Source organism: Thermus igniterrae ATCC 700962 (assembly GCF_000376265.1).
GTDB classification, from domain to species: Bacteria; Deinococcota; Deinococci; order Deinococcales; family Thermaceae; genus Thermus; species Thermus igniterrae.
This window is the reverse complement of record NZ_AQWU01000060.1, coordinates 1-16,502: the sequence shown is the minus strand read 5'-3', so window position 1 is coordinate 16,502 and position 16,502 is coordinate 1. Positions and strand designations below refer to the sequence as shown.

Here is a 16,502-nt window from a genome sequence, read left to right as displayed (position 1 = left end):
CTACCGCCGCACGCTGAGGAGGACGGCCAGGAGGACGAGAAGGGCCCCCAGGTAGCCCAGGGGGGAAAGCACCTCCCGGAAGAGGAGGAAGGCGAAGAGGTTGGCCACCACGGGCTCGAGGGTGGCCACCACGCTGGCCCGGGTGGCGGGAAGCCGCCTGAGCCCCGCGTAGTAGGCCAGGTAGGCCCCGTAGGTGGAAAAGGTGCCCAGGAAGAGGAGGGCCAGGAGGGCCTTGGGACCTAGGGGGACGAAGTCCACGAAGGGCCAAAGCCCCAGGGCCCCCACGGGCAGGGCATAGAGGAAGAGGGTGGGGGTGGCGTAGCGGGGCAGGTAGAGCTTGCCGAAGATGTAGTAAAGGGCGTAGGTGAAGCCGGAGAGAAGGCCAAAGAGGAGGGCCAGGGGCCCGGTCCGCACCTCGCTCCCCCCGCCCAGGCCCATGAGGGCCACCCCCAGGAGGGTGAGGCCCACCGCCAGAAGACCAGTGCGGTCCAGGGGCTCCTTCAGCACCAGGGCAGAGAGCAGGGCCACCCAGGCGGGAGCGGTGTAGAGGAGGACCGAGGCCAGGGCCGCCCCCCCATACCCCACCGCCAGCTGATAACTTCCATAGAAGAGGGAAACCCCCACCAGGCCGAAGAGGAGGAGGACGGGAAGGTCCCTTGGGGCCACCCGCACCTGGCGCAGAAAAAGGGCGTGCAGGGCGAAGAAAACCCAGGCGATGACCGCGCGAAAGAAGGCCACCAAGAGGGGAGAAAGCCCCTCCTGGAAGGCCAGCCGGCTCACCGGGCCGAGAAGCCCCCACAAGGAGGCCGCCAGGAGCAGGTACAGGTAGCCCATGGCGAAAGAGTATAATCCCCCAAGGTGCCCTATGGAGGCCACGCTATGAGCGCCCGTACCCTTTTTGCCCTCATCGTCCTGCTCCTCCTCGTCCTCTTCTCCTGGCTCAACTGGGGGGAGATCACCCGGCCCACCACCCTCTCCCTGGGGCTGACCCGGGTGGAGGCCCCCCTGGGCCTGGTGCTGGTGGTGGCCCTGGGGACGGTCTCCCTCCTCTACCTCCTCTTCACCATCGGGCTGGAAACCGCGGCCCTCCTGGAGGTGCGGCGCTACGCCCGGGAGCTCCTCCACTACAAGAAGCTGGCCGAGGAGGCGGAGCAAAGCCGCTACACCGAGCTGAGGCGCTACCTGGAGGCGGAGTTCCAACGCCTGGCCGAGGCGGAGAAGGGGGAGATCCTGGCCCTCGAGGCCCGGGTGCGCGAGATGCTGGAAAAGCACGGCAACACCCTGGCCGCCTACATCGGCGAGCTGGAGGACCAGGTCCTTCGCCTCCTGGGAGGTCAGGGAAACGGGGGGAAAAGCTAAGGCGCCCCGCCCGGCACGGACCGGGGCGGGACGCCCGGGTAGAGGCTACTCCACCAGCTCCACCAGGGCCAGGGGAGCCCCGTCCCCCCGGCGGCGCTCGGCCAGCTTCAGGACCCGGGTGTACCCGCCGGCGCGGTTCTGGTACTTGGGAGCAATCTCGTCAAAGAGCTTGCGCACCAGCTTCACGTCTTGCAGGTCCCGAAGGACCAGGCGGCGGGCGTGCAGGTCTCCCCGCTTGGCCAGGTGGATGAGGTGGTCCACGAAGCCGGTGAGCTCCTTGGCCTTGGGCACGGTGGTGGTGATGCGCCCGTGGGCCAGGAGGCTCTTGGCCTGGTTGCGGTAGAGGGCCAGACGGTGGGAAGAGTGCCGGTTAAGCTTCCTTCCAGACTTCAGGTGGCGCATGGTCTCACTCCTTCAGGGCGAAGCCCCGCTTTTCCAGGGCCTCGCGGATCTCCTCCAGGCTCCTCTCCCCGATGCCGGGGATGTTCTTCAGGTCCTTGAGGTTCAGGGCCAGGAGGGCCCGCACGGACTCAATGCCCTCCTCCTTGAGGGCATGGAGCACCCGGGTGGAAAGCCCCAGCTCCTCCAGGGGCAGGTCCAGGTCCTCCTCCTTCTCCGGCCGCTCGGGGGCGGGTTCGGCAGCGGGCAGGACCGTGGTCTGGGGGTTGGCGAAGTAGGCCAGGTGGTCCCGCAGGATCTCCACCGCCTTGTTGAGGGCCTCCAGGGGGGTGATGGAGCCGTCGGTCCAGACCCGCAGGGTGAGCTTGTCCAGGTCGGTGCGCTGCCCCAGGCGGGTATCCTCCACCTGGAAGGCCACCCGGCGCACGGGGGAGAAGAGGGCGTCCACGGGAATGGCGTTGATGCGGTCCTTGATGCCGTGGCGCTCCGCGGGGACGTAGCCCACGCCGCGGTCCACGCGCACCTCCATGTAGAGCTTGCCGCCGGCCTCGAGGGTGGCGATGGCCAGGTCGGGGTTGAGGATCTCCACGTCGGCGGAAGGGGTGAAGTCGGCCGCCCGCACCACCTTGGGGCCCTCGGCCCGAAGGACCAGGGTGGTGGTCTGCATCTTGGGGTCCAGGAAGCGCACCACCAGCTCCTTCAGGTTCAGGATGATCTCCACCACGTCCTCCTTGACCCCGGGGATGGTGGAGAACTCGTGGAGCACGTCCTCAATGTAGACGCTGGTGACCGCGGTCCCGGGAATGGAGGAGAGGAGGATCCGCCTCAAGGGGTTGCCCAGGGTGACGCCGAACCCCCGCTCCAGGGGCTCCAGGACGAACTCCCCGTACTCCCGCCCCTGGGTGCGCACCGTGAAGACCGGGGCTTTCAGCTTGGTCTCAAACATAGGCCTCCTTGCAGGCGCAGGGGGGCCTGGACCCGCCAGGCCCCCAGGGAATTACCTGGAGTAGAACTCAATCACCAGCTGCTCGTTCACGGGCAGGGCCAGATCCTCGCGGTCGGGTAGCCGCAGGAACTTGCCCTTCATGCCCTCCGCGTCCAGGGAAAGCCAGGGACCCACCTTGCGGCCCTTCATGGCCTCGAGGTTCTCGCGGATGAAGGCCAGGTTCCGGCTCCCCTCGGCGATGGCGATCTCATCCCCGGGCTTTACCCGGTAGGCGGGGAGGTCCACCTGGCGGCCGTTGACGGTGATGTGCCCGTGGCGCACCATCTGCCGGGCCTGGCGGCGGCTGGCGGCGAAGCCCAGGCGGTAGACCACGTTGTCCAGGCGGGACTCCAGAAGGCCCAGGAAGACCGTGCCCGTGACGCCCTTCTTGCGGCTCGCCTCCTCAAAGAGGTTGCGGAACTGGGTTTCGGAAATCCCGTAGATGCGGCGGAGCTTCTGCTTCTCCCGGAGGCGCACCGCGTAGTCCGAAGGGCGGCGGGTGCGCTTCTGCCCGTGCTGCCCCGGAGGGTAGGGACGGCGCTCCATGGCGCACTTGGGGGTGTAGCACCGCTCCCCCTTCAGGTACAGCTTCACTCCTTCCCGGCGGCAAAGACGGCAAACTGGTCCAATGTAACGACCCATCTTCTCTTACTCCTTACGAGGCCTTGCGGAACTTCTTCTTGGGCCGGCAGCCGTTGTGGGGCACGGGGGTGTCGTCCACGATGGACTTCACCTGGAGGCCCGAGGCCTGGAGGGCGCGGATGGCCTGCTCCCGGCCCGCCCCGGTGCCGCGAACCACCACGTCCACGCTCTGCATGCCATAGGCCATGGCCTTCTTGGCGGCGTCCATGGCCGCCAGCTGGGCCGCGTAGGGGGTGCCCTTCCGGCTCCCCTTGTAGCCGATGACCCCGCCCGAGGACCAGGTGATGGGGTTGCCGTCCGGGTCGGTGATGGTGACGATGGTGTTGTTGTAGGAAGCGTGGATGTAGGCCTTCCCGCTCGCCACCTGCCTTTTGACCTTCTTCTTGGTAACTTTTCTGGCCATACTCTCCCTCTGGCTACGGCTGCGCCGCGAACTCGGAGTATCTACTGGCCCTAAATGGCTTCAGGGCTTACTTCCTGGGGGCCTTCTTCTTGCCCGCCACGGTCTTGCGGGGGCCCTTGCGGGTACGGGCGTTGGTGCGGGTGCGCTGGCCCCGCACGGGCAGGCCCCTACGGTGCCGGAGGCCGCGGTAGCAGCCGATGTCCATGAGCCGCTTGATGTTGGCGGCCACCTCCGCCCTGAGCTCCCCCTCCAGCTTCCAGGTGTTCTCCACGTACTCCCGGAGGCGGACCACCTCGGCCTCCGTGAGGTCCTTGACCCGGGTCGCGGGGTTGATCCCCGTCTTCTCCAGGGCCTCCTTGGCCCGGGCCGGCCCCACCCCGTAGATGTAGGTGAGGGCCACGTCCACCCGCTTGTTCCTGGGAATCTCTACACCTGCAATCCTCGCCACGTTCCCTCCTTAGCCCTGACGCTGCTTGTGCTTGGGGTTCTCGCAGATCACGTACACCCGGCCGTGCCGGCGCACCACCTTGCACTTCTCACAGATTTTCTTCACCGACGCCCGTACCTTCATCTCGCCTCCTACTTCCTGTAGACGATGCGGCCCCGCGTGGGGTCGTAGGGGGTAATTTCCACCACCACCCGGTCCCCGGGCAGGATGCGGATGTAGTGCATGCGCATCTTGCCGGAGATGTAAGCGAGAATCTCGGGCCCCGAGTCCAGCTTCACCCGAAAGGTGGTGTTGGGAAGCGCCTCGGTGACCACGCCCTCCGCCCGAATGGTGTCCTTCTCCTTCGCCATACCCCTCCTACTGCGCCCGCACCAGGGAAACCCCGGTGAGGAGCTCCGGACCCTCTTCCGTCACCAGGACGGTGTTCTCGTAGTGGGCGGCGAGGTTGCCCTTGCCGGCACTCGCCGTCCAGCCATCTTCCAATATTACCACAGGGGCCGGGCGCAGGGTGACCATGGGCTCGAGGGCCAGGGTCATCCCCGGGCGGATCTTGGGCCCCGTGCCCGGCTTGCCGAAGTTGGGCAGCTGCGGGTCCTCGTGGATCTCCCGCCCCACCCCATGGCCCACGAACTCCCGCACCACCCCGTAGCCCCGGCTCTCCAGAAAGGTCTGCACAGCATGGGCCACGTCGCCGATGCGGAAGCCGGGCCTTAGGTACTTCATCCCCTCCCAGAAGGCGGCCTCAGTATCCCGGATGAGCCTTTCCGCCTCCGGGGAGACCCGGCCCACGGGGAAGGTGCGGGCCATGTCCGCGGCAAAGCCCCCGTAGATGAGGCCCACGTCCACCGAGAGGATGTCCCCCTCCTTCAGGGGCTCCTCCGAGGGGATGCCGTGGACCACCACCTCGTTGACCGAGGTGCAGAGGGTGGCGGGAAAGCCGTAAAGGCCCAGGAAGGCCGGCTTGGCCTTGCGCTGGCGGATGGCCTCATAGGCGATCCGGTCCAGTTCCTTGGTGGTGATCCCGGGGGCCACGTGCCGGGCCACCTCCTCCACCACCTCGGTGAGGAGGGCACCCGCCTCCCGCATGCGCTCTATCTCCCAGGGGCTTTTCAGCTTGATGGCCATCAGATTCCCAGGGCCGCCCGGATGCGGGCGTAGACCTCATCGGGGGTGCCAAGGCCCTCCACCCGCTTCAGGGCACCCGTCTTCTCATAATACTGGACCAGGGGCTCGGTCTTCTCCCGGTACACCTCCAGCCGCCGGCGGATGGTCTCCTCGTTGTCGTCGGAACGGCCTTCCAACTCGGCCCGCCGCAGCATCCGCCGCACCAGCTCCTCCTCCGGCACCTCCACCAGGACCACGCCCAGAAGACGGGTGCCCGTGTCCTTCAGGAGGCGGTCCAGGGCCTCCGCCTGGGGCAGGGTGCGGGGGAAGCCGTCAAAGATGACCCGCTCGCTAAGCTCCTCCCGGATCAGGGCCAGGATGAGCTCATCCGGCACCAGGTCCCCCCGGTCCATGATGGGCTTGACCTGCTCCCCCAAGGGGGTCCCCCGGGCCACGTGGTCCCGGAGGATGTCCCCCGTGGAGAGCTTCTTGAAGGCCAGCTCCTCCGCCAACCTCGCCGCCTGGGTGCCCTTCCCCGCCCCCGGCGGCCCCAAGAAGATCACCGCTTCCCCCATCCTCCCTCCTCTAGCGCGTGCGGCCGCGGATGCGGCCCTTGGAGAGGAACCCCTCGTAGTTCCTCAGCATCAGCTGGCTTTCAATCTGCCTCAGGGTGTCCAAGGCCACCCCCACCACGATCAAAAGGCCGATGCCCGAGAAGGCGATGCTCTGCACCCCGGTGATGTTCTGGATGATCTGGGGCAAAGCGGCCACCAAACCGAGGAACAAGGCCCCCCAGAGGGTGAGGCGGGAGACGATGTGCTCCAGGAACTTCACCGTGGGCTCCCCGGGGCGGATGCCCGGGATAAAGCCCCCGTATTCCCGCAGGCTTTCCGCGATGCGCTTGGGGTCAAACTGCACCGCCGTGTAGACGTAGGTGAAGAGGACGATGAGCACCACCTCGAGGAGAAGGCCGGAAAGCCGGGTGGGGTTGAAGAAGTTGGCGATGGCCTGCAGGACCTGGTTGTCCTGGAAGGGGGCAGTGAGGAAGATGGGAATCTGCAGGATGGCCGCGGCGAAGACGATGGGAATCACCCCGGCGGCGTTCAGCTTGATGGGGATGTAGGTGGCCTGCCCCCCGTAGACTCTGCGGCCCACCACCTTGCGGGCGTACTGCACGGGGATGCGCCTTTCCGCCTGCTGCACCGCGGCCATCCCGGCAAAGGCCAGCACGATGAAGGCCAGGAAGAAGAGGAAGGCCACCAGGTTGACCTCCCCGGTGCGGATGAGGCCAAGGGTGCGCAGGATCTGGGGCAACCACTCCACCACGATGCCGGCGAAGATAATCATGCTGGTGCCGTTGCCGATGCCGTACTCGGTGATGCGCTCCGCCAGCCAGAGGAGGAGGGCAATGCCCGCCACCTGGGTGACCACCACCACCAGCCAGAAGAAGGGCCCCGGGGACCAGCCGGGCAGAAGGAACCTCCCTCCTTCAGCCCCCAAAAAGGCCGTGGCTAGGAAGAAGCCCTGGAAGGCCCCCAGAGCGATGCCGCCGATGCGGGTGTACTGATTGATGATGCGGCGGCCCTCCTCTCCCTCCTTGGAAAGCTTCTCCAGCGCCGGCACCACGTTCACCAGGAGCTGCATGATGATGGCCGCGGTGATGTAGGGCATGATGCCCAGGGCAAAGATGGAGAAGCGCTCAAAGTTGCCGCCGGAAAAGAGGTTGATGATGCCAAACACCCCGCCCTGGGTGGTGCGCAGGAACTCCTGGATTTTGTCCAGGTCCACCCCCGGGGTGGGGATGAAGGCCCCCAGGCGGTAGGCGGCCAGCACCAGCAGGGTGAAGAGGATGCGCTGGCGCAGTTCGGGGATCTGGAGCGCGCTCCGGAAGGCCTTCAGCATCTTAGGCCTCCAAGAGGACGGCTTCGCCGCCTGCGGCCTTCAGCTTCTCCAGGGCGCTCTTGGAGAAGGCGTGGGCCACCACCTTGAGGGGCTTGGCCTCGCCATCCCCCAGGACCTTGAGGCGGTAGCCCTTCTTGAGGAGGCCCGCCGCCACCAGGCGCTCGGGGGTCACCTCGCCCTCAAAGCGGGCCAGGTCCTTCAGGTTCACCCCCTGGTACTTGGGGCGGGGAATGGCCCCGGGCACCTGGCCCTGCATGCCCCGCTTGGGCAGGCGCATGAGGGTGGTGGAGCGCCCGCCCTCAAAGCGGCGCGGGTCCTTGAGGCCGCCGGAGCGGGACTTCTGGCCCTTGTGGCCCCGGGTGGCCGTCTTGCCGTGGCCCGAGCCCGGACCGCGGCCCACCCGCTTGCGCTTCTTGTTGGCCCCAGGGTTGGGCTTGAGATCGGTGAGCTTCATTCCAACACCTCCACCCGGAGAAGGTGGATCACCTTCTGGATGTTGCCCCGCACCGCGGGGGTGTCCTCAAAGACCTTCTCCTTCTGCAGCCTGGTGAGCCCCAGGGCCTTCAGGGCGGCCTTCTGGTCCTTGGGGTAGCCGATGGGGCTCTTCACCAGCTTGACCTTCAGCCTGGCCATCACTCCTCCCCACCCTTCCGAAGGCGCTTCACGTCCTCCTTGGTCTGGAGCTGCCTGAGGGCCTCCATGGTGGCGTAGGCGATGTTGATGGGGTTGCGGCTCCCCAGCTCCTTGGTGAGGATGTCCGTCACCCCCGCCAGCTCCAGGATGGCCCGGGGCACCGCCCCGGCGATCACCCCGGTGCCGGGAGCCGCGGGCTTGAGAAGGATCTTGGAAGCCCCGTACTCCACCTCAATCTCGTGGGGGATGGTGCCGTTTTGGATGGGCACCTCCACCATGTTGCGGCGGGCGTAGTTCCCGGCCTTCTGCACCGCCAGGGGGACCTCCTTGGCCTTGCCCAGGCCCAGGCCCACCCGGCCCTGCCGGTCGCCCACCACCACCAAAGCCCCAAAGCGGAAGCGGCGGCCACCCTGGTAGGTCTTGGCGGTACGCCGCACCAGGATCATCTTTTCCTCAAAGTCGGTCTCGGGCATGCTCCCTCCTCAGACTTGGCCTAAAACTCCAGGCCGCCCTCCCGGGCGCCCTCGGCCAGGGCCTTCACCCGGCCATGGTACTTGTAGGGGCCGCGGTCAAAGGCCACCTGGGTGATGCCCTTGGCCTTGGCCTTCTCCGCCAGGGCCAGCCCCACCTGGCGGGCCACCTCGGTCTTCCTGCCCTTGAGCTTGAGGGCCAGGCTGGACTCCGCCACCAGGGTCTCCCCCTTCTCGTCGTCGATGATCTGGGCGTAGATGTGGTTAAGGCTCCGGAAGACGGAAAGGCGGAGCCTACCCGTGCGCTTGACGCGGTTGCGCACCCGGAACTTGCGGCGCTCGTATGCGGTAAGCCGTGCCATGGTTCCCCCTACTTCTTGGCCCCGGCCTTGCCGGGCTTGAGGCGGACGGGCTCGCCCGCGTAGTAGATGCCCTTCTCGTGGTAGGCGCTGGGCTTCTTGACGGCGCGAAGGTTGGCCGCCACCTGGCCCACGCGTTGCTTGTCAATGCCCAGGACGCGGATCTTGGTGGGCTCGGGCACCTCAAAGGTGATGCCCTCGGGGGGTTCCACCACCACGGGGTGGCTGTAGCCCACGGTGAGCTCCACGGCCCGGCCTGCGAGCCTGGCCCGGTAGCCGATGCCCTTGATGAGGAGCTCCTTCACATACCCCTCGGAGACCCCCTTGATGGCGTTGGCGATGAGGGTGCGGGTCAGGCCGTGGAGGCTCTTGTGGCGGCGCTCATCGGAGGGCCGCTCCACCCGGACCACGCCCCCTTCCACCACCACCCGCATCTCCGGGGAGACGGGGACCTCCAGCTCGCCCTTGGGCCCCTTGACCTTCACCAGCCCGGGCGCCACCTCCACGGTGACCCCCTTGGGCAACGGAATGGGAAGCCGGCCAATCCTAGACATCACCACACCTCGCAGATGAGTTCCCCGCCCACGCCCAGCTTGCGGGCCTCCCGGTCGGTCAGGACGCCCTTGGGGGTGGACAGGATGGCAATCCCCAGGCCGCGGCGCACCCGGGGGATCTCCCTGACCCCCACGTACACCCGCCGCCCCGGGCGGCTGATCCGGCGGATGTGGTTGATCACCTGTTCGGGGCGGGGGTCCAGCCCCTGGCGCCGGGGCCCGTACTTCAGGTGGATGCGCAACACCGGCTTGCCGTCCACCTCCACCCGCTCGTACCCCTTGATGAACCCCTCCCGCGCCAGGATCTTGAGAATCTCCTCCTTGAAGCGGGAGGCGGGCACCTCGGTGCTCTCCTTATAGACCCGGGTCGCGTTGCGGATCCGGGTCAGCATGTCGGCAATGGGGTCCGTCAGCATTTCCTCTCTCCTTTTACCTCACTCCTAGACCATGCGGTCTCGAGGGAACCCCCCCGACCAGCCACGGCCTACCAGCTGGCCTTCTTCACCCCGGGAAGCTGGCCCTTGTGGGCAAGCTCCCTGAGGCAGAGCCGGCAGAGCCCGAAGTACCGGTAGACGCTCCTGGCCCTCCCGCAGCGGACGCAACGGGTGTAGGCCCGCACCTTGAACTTGGGGGTACGCTTGGCCTTCTCAATCAGCGCTTTTCTCGCCATGCTCGCCTCACTTACGGAAGGGGAAGCCCAGAAGCTCCAGAAGGGCCTTGGCCTCTTCGTCGGTCTTGGCGGTGGTGACCACCGCGATGTCCATGCCCCTCAGGGCGTCCACCATGTCGTAGGTGATCTCGGGGAAGATGAGCTGCTCCTTGAGGCCCAGGTTGTAGTTGCCGCGGCCGTCAAAGCTCCCCGGGTTCACCCCGCGGAAGTCGCGGATGCGGGGAAGGGCCACATTGAGGAGCTTCTCCAGGAAAATCCACATGCGGTCGCCGCGCAGGGTGACCCGCAGGCCGATGGGCATCCCCTTGCGGAGCTTGAAGTTAGAGATGGACTTCTTGGCCCGGGTGATGGCGGGCTTCTGACCGGTGATGAGGGCCAGCTCCTTGGAGGCCTTTTCCAGAATCCGGGCGTCCTCCTTGGCCTCCCCCAACCCCTGGTTCACCACCACCTTCTCCAGGCGGGGCACCTCCCAGATGTTCTGGTAGCCAAAGCGGCGGATGAGCTCGGGCCGGACCTCCTCGAGGTACTTCTTCTTCAGGGCTACGTCCAGGGGCATCTTACTCCTCCACGTCCAGGGCGCCGCCGCACTTGGCGCAGGCCCGGATCTTGCGTCCGTCCTCCAGGAACTTCTTGCGCACCCGGGTGGGCTTGCCGCAGGCAGGGCAGATGGGCCGGACCTTGGAGGCGTGCAGGGGGGCCTCCTGCTCCACAAAGCCGCCCTGGGGGTACTTGGGGCTCACCCGCACCGCCTTCTTGACCAGGTTCACCCCCTCCACGATGACCGCGCCCTTCTTGGGCAGCACCGCCTTGACCTTGCCCACCTGGCCCTTGTACTTGCCGGAGGCCACCAGGACGGTGTCCCCCTTCTTCACGTGCAGCTTGGCCTGCATCACAGCACCTCCGGAGCCAGGGAAACGATCTTCATGAAGCCCTTCTCGCGCAGCTCGCGGGCCACGGGGCCGAAGACGCGGGTGCCGCGGGGCTCCAGCTGGTTGTTGATGATGACGGCGGCGTTGTCGTCAAAGCGAATGGCCGAGCCATCGGGGCGCTTAACCTCCTTCTTGGTGCGCACCACCACCGCCTTCACCACATCCCCTTCCTTCACCGCCCCCCGGGGAATGGCCTCCTTGACGCTGGCCACGATGACATCCCCCACGGTGGCGTACTTGGCGTTGGAGCCCTTCAGCACCCGGATGCACATGATCTTGCGGGCCCCGGTGTTGTCGGCCACCTCCAGGTAGGTCTGGGGCTGGATCATGCCTTACCTCCCCGCTTGGAAAGGCTCAGGTAGTTCTGCCTGCGGACCAGGTACTTCTCCACCAGGTCCAGCCGTCCCCCTTCCACCAGGCGCACCACCCGCCAGCGCTTGCGCTTGGAGATGGGACGGGCCTCCACGATCTCCACCACGTCCCCCACCTTGTACTGTTCCTCGGGGTCGTGGGCCAGGTACTTCTTGGAGCGCTTGATCACCTTGCCGTAAAGGGGGTGGGGGAACTGGCGCTCCACCAAGACCGTGACGGTCTTCTGCATCTTGTCGCTCACCACCACCCCGGTCAGCACCTTCTTAGGCATTGGCCCTCCTCTTCTCGTTCAGGATCGTGAGGAGCCGGGCGATGGTCCGCCGGGTCTCCCGGATCCGGTGGTTCTGAGAAAGCTGGCCGATGGAGGCCTGGAAGCGGAGCTCCATGAGCTCCTGCTTCTTCTCCCGCACCAGCTTCTCGATCTCCGCGGGAGCGAGCTTGCGGATCTCACTGGGCTTCATCGTAGGCGTCCCTCCTGACGATCTTGGTCTTGATGGGGAGCTTGTGGCCGGCGATGCGCAGGGCCTCGAGGGCCTGGGCCTCCGTGACCCCCGCCACCTCAAACATCACCCGGCCCGGCTTCACCACCGCCACGTACCCCTCCACGTTGCCCTTACCCTTACCCATCCGGACCTCGAGGGGCTTCTTGGTGTAGGGCTTGTCGGGGAAGATGCGGATGAAGATCTTGCCCCCACGGCGGAAGTGGCGCACCATGGCCACACGGGCCGCCTCAATCTGCTGGGAGGTGATCCAGGCGGGTTCCATGGCCACCAGGCCGTAGTCCCCGAAGGCCACGTAGTCGCCCCCCTTGGCGGCGCCCTTCATCCGGCCCCGGTGCTGCTTGCGGTACTTCATGCGCCTGGGCATCAGCATGGCCTACTCCTCCTTCTTCACGCGCACGGCAGGGCGACGGCGCCGGGGCTTCTCCTCGGCCTTGGGCGCTTCGGGCCGGGCCTTGGCCTTCTGGCCCCCAATCACCTCGCCCAGGAAGACGTACGCCTTGACCCCCAGCACCCCGTAGGTGGTGCGGGCCAAAGCAAAGCCGTAGTCTATGTTAGCACGCAGGGTGTGAAGGGGCACCCGGCCCTCGGCGGCCCACTCGGTGCGGGCCTGCTCGGCCCCGCCGATACGCCCGGACACGATCACCTTGGCCCCCTTGGCCCCGGACTCCATCACCCGCTGCACCGCCTGCTTGATGGCCCGGCGCACGGCAAAGCGGCGCTCAATCTGCTCCGCCACCCGCTGGGCTACCAGGGGAGCGGAGAGGTTGGGGTTGTGGATCTCCTGCACATTGAGGGCCACGTTCTTGCCGGTGAGCTTGGAAAGGGTGTCGCGAAGGACCTTGATCTTCTCCCCGCCCCGGCCGATGACCACGCCGGGCTTGGCCACGTGCACGGTGACGGCCACGTTGTCCGCCGCCCGCTCAATGTCAATGCGGGCCAGCCCCGCCGGGTAAAGCTCCTTGGTCAGGGCCTCGCGGATCTTCTGGTCCTCCAGAAGGAGGAGGCGGTACTGCTTCTTGCCCGCGTACCAGCGGGACTCCCAGTCCCGGGTGATGCCGAGCCTGAACCCGATGGGGTGGATCTTATTTCCCATGCTTCTCCCCCAGAATCACGGTGATGTGGCTGGTCTTCTTCTTGATGATGTCCGCCCGGCCCCGGGCCCGGGGAAGCACCCGCTTGAGGGCGGGCCCCTCGTCCACGAAGGCCGCCTTCACGAAGAGCCGGTCCTCCAGCATGTCGTGGTTGTTGACGGCGTTGGCGGCGGCGGACTCCAACACCTTGGCCACGTGGTAAGCCCCCCGCTTGTTGGTGTAGCGCAGGATGGCGCGGGCCTCCTGAAGGCTCTTCCCCCGGATCAGGTCCACCACCAGCCGGACCTTCCTGGGGGCAATGCGCACGTAACGGGCAATGGCTTTCGCTTCCATGGCTACTTCTTCTTGGTGGCCTTAGCCTCTTTGCCGTGCCCCCGGTAGGTGCGGGTGGGCGCGAACTCTCCCAGCTTGTGCCCCACCATGTTCTCGGTGATGTAGACGGGCACGTGCTGCTTGCCGTTGTAGACCGCGATGGTGTGCCCCACCATCTCGGGCACGATGGTGGAACGGCGGCTCCAGGTCTTGATGAGCCGCTTCTCCCCCCTGGCGTTCAGCTCCAGCACCTTCTCCAGGAGGTGGTCGTCTACGAAAACGCCCTTCTTCAAGCTACGCGGCATGGCTCACCTCACTTCTTGCGCCGGGCGATGATGAAGCGGCTGGAGGGCTTGCGCCGCTTCCGGGTCTTGAGGCCCTTGGTCTGCCAACCCCAGGGGGAGGCGGGGGGACGGCCCCGGGGCGCCCGGCCCTCACCACCGCCGTGGGGGTGGTCCACCGGGTTCATGGCGGCCCCGCGCACGTGGGGCTTGCGGCCCAGCCAGCGGGTGCGGCCCGCCTTGCCCAGAACGATGTTCTTGTGGTCGGCGTTGCCCACCGCGCCCACGGTGGCGTAGCACTCCCCGTGGACCTTCCTGAGCTCCCCCGAGGGCAGGCGCAGGATCACGTAGTCCCCTTCCCGGCCCTGGATCTGGGTGCTGGTGCCGGCGGAGCGGGCCAGCTTGGCGCCCTTCTTGGGTTCCAGCTCCACCGCGTGGACCACGGTACCCACGGGGATGAAGCGCAAGGGCAGGGCATTGCCCACCTGGATGGGGGCATCAGGGCCCGCCACCACCTGCTGCCCCACCTGAAGCCCATCGGGGGCGATGATGTAGCGCTTCTCCCCGTCGGCGTAGTGCAGGAGGGCGATGCGGGCGGAGCGGTTGGGGTCGTACTCAATGGCCGCCACCTTGGCGGGAATGCCGGCCTTGTCCCAGCGCTTGAAGTCCACGATGCGGTAGAGCCGCTTGTGGCCGCCGCCGCGGAAGCGCACGGTGACGCGCCCCTGGTTGTTCCGGCCCCCGGTCTTCTTCAGGGGCTTGACCAAGGACTTCTCCGGTTCGGTCTTGGTGATCTCGGAGAAGTCGGCCACCGTCATGAAGCGGCGGCTTGGGGTGTAGGGTTTGAACTTCTTGACTGCCATCCTCGTTTCCTCCTTGCCGGATCGGGGCCGGGCTCCCCCCCCGGCGAGGTTTAGATGAGGCCCTCCAAGGCCTCGATCTTCTGCCCGGAGGCCACCTGCACGATGGCCTTCTTGCGGTCAGGGCGCTTGCCCAGGTAGCGGCCCAGGCGCTTCTTCTTGCCCCTTACCGTAAGGGTATTGACCCCCACCACCTTGACCTTGAAGGCCGCCTCCACGGCGTTCTTGATCTCGGTCTTGGTGGCCTTGGGGTGGACCCAGAAGGTGTACTTGCCCTCGGCGAAGCCGGCGTAGGCCTTCTCGGAGAGCACCGGGGCCAGGATCACATCGTAGGCGGTCTTCATGCCTCACCTCCCAGCCGGGCCTGGAAGGCCTCCCAGGCCGCGAGGTCCATGACCAGACGCTGGGTGCGCAGGATGTCGTAGACATTGAGCCCTTCGGGGGCCAGGGTCACCACCCAGGGGAGGTTACGGGCGGCGCGGCGCACGAGCTCGTTAGCCGTCACCAGGAGCACGGTCTCGGAGCCGTCCAGACCGGCCCCCTTGGCCCAGGCCAAGAAGGCCTTGGTCTTGCCGTCCACGCCAGCGAACTCCTCCACCAGAAGGAGCTTCCCCTCCTTGGCCCGGTCGGCCACGGCCATGGCCAGGCCTGCCTTCCGCACCTTCTTGGGCAGGGTGTAGCCGTAGTCCCGGGGCTTAGGGCCGAACACCGTACCGCCGCCCACGAAGATGGGAGCGCCGATGTCCCCGTGGCGGGCACGGCCGGTGTGCTTCTGGGGGTAGATCTTGCGGCTGGAGTAGGCCACCTCACCCCGGGTCTTGGTGCTGGCGGTGCCCCGGCGGCGGCTGGCCAGCTGCCAGCGCACCACCTCCCAGAGGAGGTGGGGGTTGACCTCCTGGGGGAGGTCGGCGGCAAGCTCGCGCTTGCCGGAAGCGGAGAGCACAGGGATCTGGTACACCACGTCCTCCTTCCTCACTGGGCCACCTTCTTGGTCCCGCGCACCACCACCAGGCCGCCGTTGGGCCCGGGCACCGCGCCCTTGACCAAGAGGAGGTTCTCCTCGGGGATCACGTCCACCACCTCGAGGTTCATCACGGTAACCCGCTCGGCCCCGTAGCGCCCGGCCATCTTCTTGCCCTTGTAGACCCGGCCGGGAGTCTTGCGGTTACCGATGGAGCCCGGGTGGCGGTGGATCTTGTGGGCGCCGTGGGAGTCGGGGCCACCGGCGAAGTTCCAGCGCTTCATGACCCCGGCGGTGCCCCGGCCCTTGGAGGTGCCGATCACGTCCACCCGCTCACCGGGCTGGAAGATCTCCACGGTCACCACGTCGGCCTCGGGGTTGAAATCCCGAATCTCCTTGAGGATGCGCACCGGCCCCACCCCGGCCTTGGCGAAGTGCCCCTTCATGGGCCGGTTCACCCGCTTGGGGTTCTGGGGCTGGAAACCCAGCTGCACCGCGGTGTAACCGTCCTTCTCCGGGGTGCGCCGCTGGACCACGGGGCAGGGACCGGCCAGGATCACGGTGACGGGGATGGCCCGGTCATCCTTGAAGATCCGGGTCATGCCCACCTTCGTGCCCAGGATGCCCTTCACTTGCCACCTCCCACGGTCTTGATCTCAATCTCCACCCCGGTGGGCAGGTCCAGGGACATGAGGCTCTCAATGGTCTTGCGGTTGGGGTTGAGGATGTCCACCAGGCGGTTGTGGGTGCGGAGCTCAAAGTGCTCCCGGGAGTCCTTGTGCTTGAAGGGTCCCCGGATCACGGTGAAGCGCCGCACCCGGGTGGGCAGGGGTACGGGGCCTGACACCTGGGCCCCAGAGCGCCTCGCCGCCTCCACGATCTTCTGGGCCGAGGCGTCCAGGGTCTTGTGGTCAAAGCCCCGAAGCTTGATGCGGATCTTGGGCATGCTTCACCTCACTCCAGGATCTTGGTGACCACGCCGGCGCCCACGGTCCGCCCACCCTCACGGATGGCAAACCGCAAACCCTCCTCCAACGCCACCGGCTTGATCAGCTCCACCACAAACGTCACNTTGTCCCCAGGCATCACCATCTCCACCCCCTGGGGCAACTCCACCACCCCCGTCACATCCGTCGTCCGAAAGTAAAACTGCGGCCGGTACCCCGTGAAAAAACCCGTGTGCCGGCCCCCCTCCTCCTTCTTCAGCACGTACACCGAAGCCTCAAACTTCGTGTGCGGCGTAATGCTCCCAGGCTTCGCCAATA

34 protein-coding genes are annotated in these 16,502 nt (G+C 66.9%); 1 reads left to right on the top strand and 33 read right to left on the bottom strand.

What is annotated here, in order from left to right:
- On the bottom strand, positions 1-834 hold the full coding sequence (locus B128_RS0105730; RefSeq protein WP_018111319.1) for a DMT family transporter: 834 nt from the start codon (positions 832-834) through the stop codon (positions 1-3).
- 45 nt (positions 835-879) lie between these two features.
- Between B128_RS0105730 and B128_RS0105725 the strand changes: the two genes are divergently transcribed.
- The gene (locus B128_RS0105725; protein ID WP_018111318.1) at positions 880-1,359 is read left to right on the top strand and encodes a DNA cytosine methyltransferase; all 480 of its coding nucleotides are present in this window, start codon (positions 880-882) and stop codon (positions 1,357-1,359) included.
- A gap of 45 nt (positions 1,360-1,404) precedes the next feature.
- Here B128_RS0105725 and rplQ read toward each other — a convergent pair whose 3' ends face one another.
- The 32 genes from rplQ to B128_RS12255 form a co-directional block, all read right to left on the bottom strand.
- On the bottom strand, positions 1,405-1,761 hold the full coding sequence (gene rplQ / locus B128_RS0105720; RefSeq protein ID WP_018111317.1) for a 50S ribosomal protein L17: 357 nt from the start codon (positions 1,759-1,761) through the stop codon (positions 1,405-1,407).
- Positions 1,762-1,765: 4 nt separating this feature from the next.
- Positions 1,766-2,704, bottom strand: coding sequence for a DNA-directed RNA polymerase subunit alpha (locus tag B128_RS0105715; protein ID WP_018111316.1), 939 nt, complete (start codon positions 2,702-2,704; stop codon positions 1,766-1,768).
- A 51-nt stretch (positions 2,705-2,755) separates the two neighbouring features.
- On the bottom strand, positions 2,756-3,385 hold the full coding sequence (rpsD, locus tag B128_RS0105710) for a 30S ribosomal protein S4 (protein WP_018111315.1): 630 nt from the start codon (positions 3,383-3,385) through the stop codon (positions 2,756-2,758).
- 13 nt (positions 3,386-3,398) lie between these two features.
- Positions 3,399-3,788: a 30S ribosomal protein S11 gene (rpsK, locus tag B128_RS0105705; RefSeq protein WP_018111314.1), complete on the bottom strand. Its 390-nt coding sequence runs from the start codon at positions 3,786-3,788 to the stop codon at positions 3,399-3,401.
- 67 nt (positions 3,789-3,855) lie between these two features.
- The gene (gene rpsM, locus B128_RS0105700; protein ID WP_015718087.1) at positions 3,856-4,236 is read right to left on the bottom strand and encodes a 30S ribosomal protein S13; all 381 of its coding nucleotides are present in this window, start codon (positions 4,234-4,236) and stop codon (positions 3,856-3,858) included.
- Positions 4,237-4,245: 9 nt separating this feature from the next.
- Positions 4,246-4,359, bottom strand: a complete 114-nt coding sequence (gene rpmJ / locus B128_RS0105695; RefSeq protein ID WP_018111313.1) for a 50S ribosomal protein L36 — start codon at positions 4,357-4,359, stop codon at positions 4,246-4,248.
- 8 nt (positions 4,360-4,367) lie between these two features.
- Positions 4,368-4,586 (bottom strand): translation initiation factor IF-1, encoded by a 219-nt coding sequence (gene infA / locus B128_RS0105690; protein WP_003043942.1) that lies wholly within the window; start codon positions 4,584-4,586, stop codon positions 4,368-4,370.
- A 7-nt stretch (positions 4,587-4,593) separates the two neighbouring features.
- On the bottom strand, positions 4,594-5,361 hold the full coding sequence (map, locus tag B128_RS0105685; RefSeq protein ID WP_018111312.1) for a type I methionyl aminopeptidase: 768 nt from the start codon (positions 5,359-5,361) through the stop codon (positions 4,594-4,596).
- On the bottom strand, positions 5,361-5,915 hold the full coding sequence (locus tag B128_RS0105680) for an adenylate kinase (RefSeq protein WP_018111311.1): 555 nt from the start codon (positions 5,913-5,915) through the stop codon (positions 5,361-5,363). Before B128_RS0105680 ends, map begins: the two co-directional genes overlap by 1 nt.
- Before the next feature lie 10 nt (positions 5,916-5,925).
- Positions 5,926-7,242 (bottom strand): preprotein translocase subunit SecY, encoded by a 1,317-nt coding sequence (gene secY, locus B128_RS0105675; protein WP_018111310.1) that lies wholly within the window; start codon positions 7,240-7,242, stop codon positions 5,926-5,928.
- Between the two features lies 1 nt (position 7,243).
- Positions 7,244-7,696 carry a 50S ribosomal protein L15 gene (rplO, locus tag B128_RS0105670; RefSeq protein ID WP_018111309.1) on the bottom strand — a complete coding sequence of 151 codons (453 nt, stop codon included), beginning with the start codon at positions 7,694-7,696 and terminating at the stop codon, positions 7,244-7,246.
- Positions 7,693-7,875 carry a 50S ribosomal protein L30 gene (gene rpmD / locus B128_RS0105665; protein WP_018111308.1) on the bottom strand — a complete coding sequence of 61 codons (183 nt, stop codon included), beginning with the start codon at positions 7,873-7,875 and terminating at the stop codon, positions 7,693-7,695. The genes rplO and rpmD overlap by 4 nt, the downstream gene beginning before the upstream one ends.
- Positions 7,875-8,348: a 30S ribosomal protein S5 gene (gene rpsE / locus B128_RS0105660; protein ID WP_018111307.1), complete on the bottom strand. Its 474-nt coding sequence runs from the start codon at positions 8,346-8,348 to the stop codon at positions 7,875-7,877. The genes rpmD and rpsE overlap by 1 nt, the downstream gene beginning before the upstream one ends.
- 20 nt (positions 8,349-8,368) lie before the next feature.
- Positions 8,369-8,707 carry a 50S ribosomal protein L18 gene (gene rplR / locus B128_RS0105655; protein WP_018111306.1) on the bottom strand — a complete coding sequence of 113 codons (339 nt, stop codon included), beginning with the start codon at positions 8,705-8,707 and terminating at the stop codon, positions 8,369-8,371.
- Positions 8,708-8,715: 8 nt separating this feature from the next.
- Positions 8,716-9,258, bottom strand: a complete 543-nt coding sequence (rplF, locus tag B128_RS0105650; RefSeq protein ID WP_018111305.1) for a 50S ribosomal protein L6 — start codon at positions 9,256-9,258, stop codon at positions 8,716-8,718.
- The gene (gene rpsH / locus B128_RS0105645; protein WP_018111304.1) at positions 9,258-9,674 is read right to left on the bottom strand and encodes a 30S ribosomal protein S8; all 417 of its coding nucleotides are present in this window, start codon (positions 9,672-9,674) and stop codon (positions 9,258-9,260) included. Before rpsH ends, rplF begins: the two co-directional genes overlap by 1 nt.
- Before the next feature lie 68 nt (positions 9,675-9,742).
- A complete protein-coding gene (locus tag B128_RS0105640; protein WP_018111303.1) occupies positions 9,743-9,928 on the bottom strand; it encodes a type Z 30S ribosomal protein S14 in 186 nt (61 codons plus the stop codon).
- Positions 9,929-9,935: 7 nt separating this feature from the next.
- The gene (rplE, locus tag B128_RS0105635) at positions 9,936-10,484 is read right to left on the bottom strand and encodes a 50S ribosomal protein L5 (protein WP_018111302.1); all 549 of its coding nucleotides are present in this window, start codon (positions 10,482-10,484) and stop codon (positions 9,936-9,938) included.
- Position 10,485: 1 nt separating this feature from the next.
- Complete coding sequence (gene rplX, locus B128_RS0105630) at positions 10,486-10,818, bottom strand: 50S ribosomal protein L24 (RefSeq protein ID WP_018111301.1); 333 nt, start codon at positions 10,816-10,818, stop codon at positions 10,486-10,488.
- Positions 10,818-11,186: a 50S ribosomal protein L14 gene (rplN, locus tag B128_RS0105625; protein WP_003043914.1), complete on the bottom strand. Its 369-nt coding sequence runs from the start codon at positions 11,184-11,186 to the stop codon at positions 10,818-10,820. Before rplN ends, rplX begins: the two co-directional genes overlap by 1 nt.
- Positions 11,183-11,500: a 30S ribosomal protein S17 gene (rpsQ, locus tag B128_RS0105620; RefSeq protein WP_018111300.1), complete on the bottom strand. Its 318-nt coding sequence runs from the start codon at positions 11,498-11,500 to the stop codon at positions 11,183-11,185. The genes rplN and rpsQ overlap by 4 nt, the downstream gene beginning before the upstream one ends.
- Positions 11,493-11,690 carry a 50S ribosomal protein L29 gene (rpmC, locus tag B128_RS0105615; protein ID WP_018111299.1) on the bottom strand — a complete coding sequence of 66 codons (198 nt, stop codon included), beginning with the start codon at positions 11,688-11,690 and terminating at the stop codon, positions 11,493-11,495. The genes rpsQ and rpmC overlap by 8 nt, the downstream gene beginning before the upstream one ends.
- A complete protein-coding gene (gene rplP / locus B128_RS0105610; RefSeq protein WP_018111298.1) occupies positions 11,677-12,102 on the bottom strand; it encodes a 50S ribosomal protein L16 in 426 nt (141 codons plus the stop codon). Before rplP ends, rpmC begins: the two co-directional genes overlap by 14 nt.
- A 3-nt stretch (positions 12,103-12,105) precedes the next feature.
- The gene (rpsC, locus tag B128_RS0105605; RefSeq protein WP_018111297.1) at positions 12,106-12,825 is read right to left on the bottom strand and encodes a 30S ribosomal protein S3; all 720 of its coding nucleotides are present in this window, start codon (positions 12,823-12,825) and stop codon (positions 12,106-12,108) included.
- Positions 12,815-13,156 (bottom strand): 50S ribosomal protein L22, encoded by a 342-nt coding sequence (rplV, locus tag B128_RS0105600; RefSeq protein WP_018111296.1) that lies wholly within the window; start codon positions 13,154-13,156, stop codon positions 12,815-12,817. Before rplV ends, rpsC begins: the two co-directional genes overlap by 11 nt.
- A gap of 2 nt (positions 13,157-13,158) precedes the next feature.
- Positions 13,159-13,440, bottom strand: coding sequence for a 30S ribosomal protein S19 (gene rpsS / locus B128_RS0105595; RefSeq protein ID WP_018111295.1), 282 nt, complete (start codon positions 13,438-13,440; stop codon positions 13,159-13,161).
- Positions 13,441-13,448: 8 nt separating this feature from the next.
- Positions 13,449-14,279, bottom strand: a complete 831-nt coding sequence (rplB, locus tag B128_RS0105590; protein ID WP_018111294.1) for a 50S ribosomal protein L2 — start codon at positions 14,277-14,279, stop codon at positions 13,449-13,451.
- A gap of 50 nt (positions 14,280-14,329) precedes the next feature.
- Positions 14,330-14,620, bottom strand: a complete 291-nt coding sequence (locus B128_RS0105585; RefSeq protein WP_018111293.1) for a 50S ribosomal protein L23 — start codon at positions 14,618-14,620, stop codon at positions 14,330-14,332.
- Positions 14,617-15,234: a 50S ribosomal protein L4 gene (rplD, locus tag B128_RS0105580; RefSeq protein ID WP_026175052.1), complete on the bottom strand. Its 618-nt coding sequence runs from the start codon at positions 15,232-15,234 to the stop codon at positions 14,617-14,619. The genes B128_RS0105585 and rplD overlap by 4 nt, the downstream gene beginning before the upstream one ends.
- Before the next feature lie 14 nt (positions 15,235-15,248).
- A complete protein-coding gene (gene rplC, locus B128_RS0105575) occupies positions 15,249-15,869 on the bottom strand; it encodes a 50S ribosomal protein L3 (RefSeq protein WP_018111291.1) in 621 nt (206 codons plus the stop codon).
- Entirely contained in the window at positions 15,866-16,183 is a 318-nt protein-coding gene (rpsJ, locus tag B128_RS0105570) for a 30S ribosomal protein S10 (protein WP_014514873.1), read from the bottom strand. Before rpsJ ends, rplC begins: the two co-directional genes overlap by 4 nt.
- 8 nt (positions 16,184-16,191) lie before the next feature.
- The coding region (locus tag B128_RS12255; RefSeq protein WP_018111290.1) for an EF-Tu C-terminal domain-related protein at positions 16,192-16,502 on the bottom strand (311 nt) is incomplete at its 5' end.

What these genes read in the sequence shown, in the direction of transcription:
- infA (WP_003043942.1), bottom strand. Translation starts at nt 4,586, where the DNA reads ATGGCGAAGGAGAAGGACACCATTCGGGCGGAGGGCGTGGTCACCGAG.
- rpsS (WP_018111295.1), bottom strand. Translation starts at nt 13,440, where the DNA reads ATGCCGCGTAGCTTGAAGAAGGGCGTTTTCGTAGACGACCACCTCCTG.
- rplF (WP_018111305.1), bottom strand. Translation starts at nt 9,258, where the DNA reads ATGTCTAGGATTGGCCGGCTTCCCATTCCGTTGCCCAAGGGGGTCACC.
- rplX (WP_018111301.1), bottom strand. Translation starts at nt 10,818, where the DNA reads ATGCAGGCCAAGCTGCACGTGAAGAAGGGGGACACCGTCCTGGTGGCC.
- rpsD (WP_018111315.1), bottom strand. Translation starts at nt 3,385, where the DNA reads ATGGGTCGTTACATTGGACCAGTTTGCCGTCTTTGCCGCCGGGAAGGA.
- rplV (WP_018111296.1), bottom strand. Translation starts at nt 13,156, where the DNA reads ATGGAAGCGAAAGCCATTGCCCGTTACGTGCGCATTGCCCCCAGGAAG.
- B128_RS0105725 (WP_018111318.1), top strand. Translation starts at nt 880, where the DNA reads ATGAGCGCCCGTACCCTTTTTGCCCTCATCGTCCTGCTCCTCCTCGTC.
- rpmD (WP_018111308.1), bottom strand. Translation starts at nt 7,875, where the DNA reads ATGGCCAGGCTGAAGGTCAAGCTGGTGAAGAGCCCCATCGGCTACCCC.
- B128_RS0105715 (WP_018111316.1), bottom strand. Translation starts at nt 2,704, where the DNA reads ATGTTTGAGACCAAGCTGAAAGCCCCGGTCTTCACGGTGCGCACCCAG.
- rpmC (WP_018111299.1), bottom strand. Translation starts at nt 11,690, where the DNA reads ATGAAGCCCAGTGAGATCCGCAAGCTCGCTCCCGCGGAGATCGAGAAG.
- map (WP_018111312.1), bottom strand. Translation starts at nt 5,361, where the DNA reads ATGGCCATCAAGCTGAAAAGCCCCTGGGAGATAGAGCGCATGCGGGAG.
- rpmJ (WP_018111313.1), bottom strand. Translation starts at nt 4,359, where the DNA reads ATGAAGGTACGGGCGTCGGTGAAGAAAATCTGTGAGAAGTGCAAGGTG.
- rplN (WP_003043914.1), bottom strand. Translation starts at nt 11,186, where the DNA reads ATGATCCAGCCCCAGACCTACCTGGAGGTGGCCGACAACACCGGGGCC.
- rpsE (WP_018111307.1), bottom strand. Translation starts at nt 8,348, where the DNA reads ATGCCCGAGACCGACTTTGAGGAAAAGATGATCCTGGTGCGGCGTACC.
- B128_RS0105640 (WP_018111303.1), bottom strand. Translation starts at nt 9,928, where the DNA reads ATGGCGAGAAAAGCGCTGATTGAGAAGGCCAAGCGTACCCCCAAGTTC.
- rplP (WP_018111298.1), bottom strand. Translation starts at nt 12,102, where the DNA reads ATGCTGATGCCCAGGCGCATGAAGTACCGCAAGCAGCACCGGGGCCGG.
- rplQ (WP_018111317.1), bottom strand. Translation starts at nt 1,761, where the DNA reads ATGCGCCACCTGAAGTCTGGAAGGAAGCTTAACCGGCACTCTTCCCAC.
- rplB (WP_018111294.1), bottom strand. Translation starts at nt 14,279, where the DNA reads ATGGCAGTCAAGAAGTTCAAACCCTACACCCCAAGCCGCCGCTTCATG.
- rplE (WP_018111302.1), bottom strand. Translation starts at nt 10,484, where the DNA reads ATGCCCCTGGACGTAGCCCTGAAGAAGAAGTACCTCGAGGAGGTCCGG.
- rpsJ (WP_014514873.1), bottom strand. Translation starts at nt 16,183, where the DNA reads ATGCCCAAGATCCGCATCAAGCTTCGGGGCTTTGACCACAAGACCCTG.
- rpsH (WP_018111304.1), bottom strand. Translation starts at nt 9,674, where the DNA reads ATGCTGACGGACCCCATTGCCGACATGCTGACCCGGATCCGCAACGCG.
- B128_RS0105585 (WP_018111293.1), bottom strand. Translation starts at nt 14,620, where the DNA reads ATGAAGACCGCCTACGATGTGATCCTGGCCCCGGTGCTCTCCGAGAAG.
- rpsK (WP_018111314.1), bottom strand. Translation starts at nt 3,788, where the DNA reads ATGGCCAGAAAAGTTACCAAGAAGAAGGTCAAAAGGCAGGTGGCGAGC.
- rplR (WP_018111306.1), bottom strand. Translation starts at nt 8,707, where the DNA reads ATGGCACGGCTTACCGCATACGAGCGCCGCAAGTTCCGGGTGCGCAAC.
- secY (WP_018111310.1), bottom strand. Translation starts at nt 7,242, where the DNA reads ATGCTGAAGGCCTTCCGGAGCGCGCTCCAGATCCCCGAACTGCGCCAG.
- B128_RS0105680 (WP_018111311.1), bottom strand. Translation starts at nt 5,915, where the DNA reads ATGGGGGAAGCGGTGATCTTCTTGGGGCCGCCGGGGGCGGGGAAGGGC.
- rpsC (WP_018111297.1), bottom strand. Translation starts at nt 12,825, where the DNA reads ATGGGAAATAAGATCCACCCCATCGGGTTCAGGCTCGGCATCACCCGG.
- rplO (WP_018111309.1), bottom strand. Translation starts at nt 7,696, where the DNA reads ATGAAGCTCACCGATCTCAAGCCCAACCCTGGGGCCAACAAGAAGCGC.
- B128_RS0105730 (WP_018111319.1), bottom strand. Translation starts at nt 834, where the DNA reads ATGGGCTACCTGTACCTGCTCCTGGCGGCCTCCTTGTGGGGGCTTCTC.
- rpsQ (WP_018111300.1), bottom strand. Translation starts at nt 11,500, where the DNA reads ATGCCTAAGAAGGTGCTGACCGGGGTGGTGGTGAGCGACAAGATGCAG.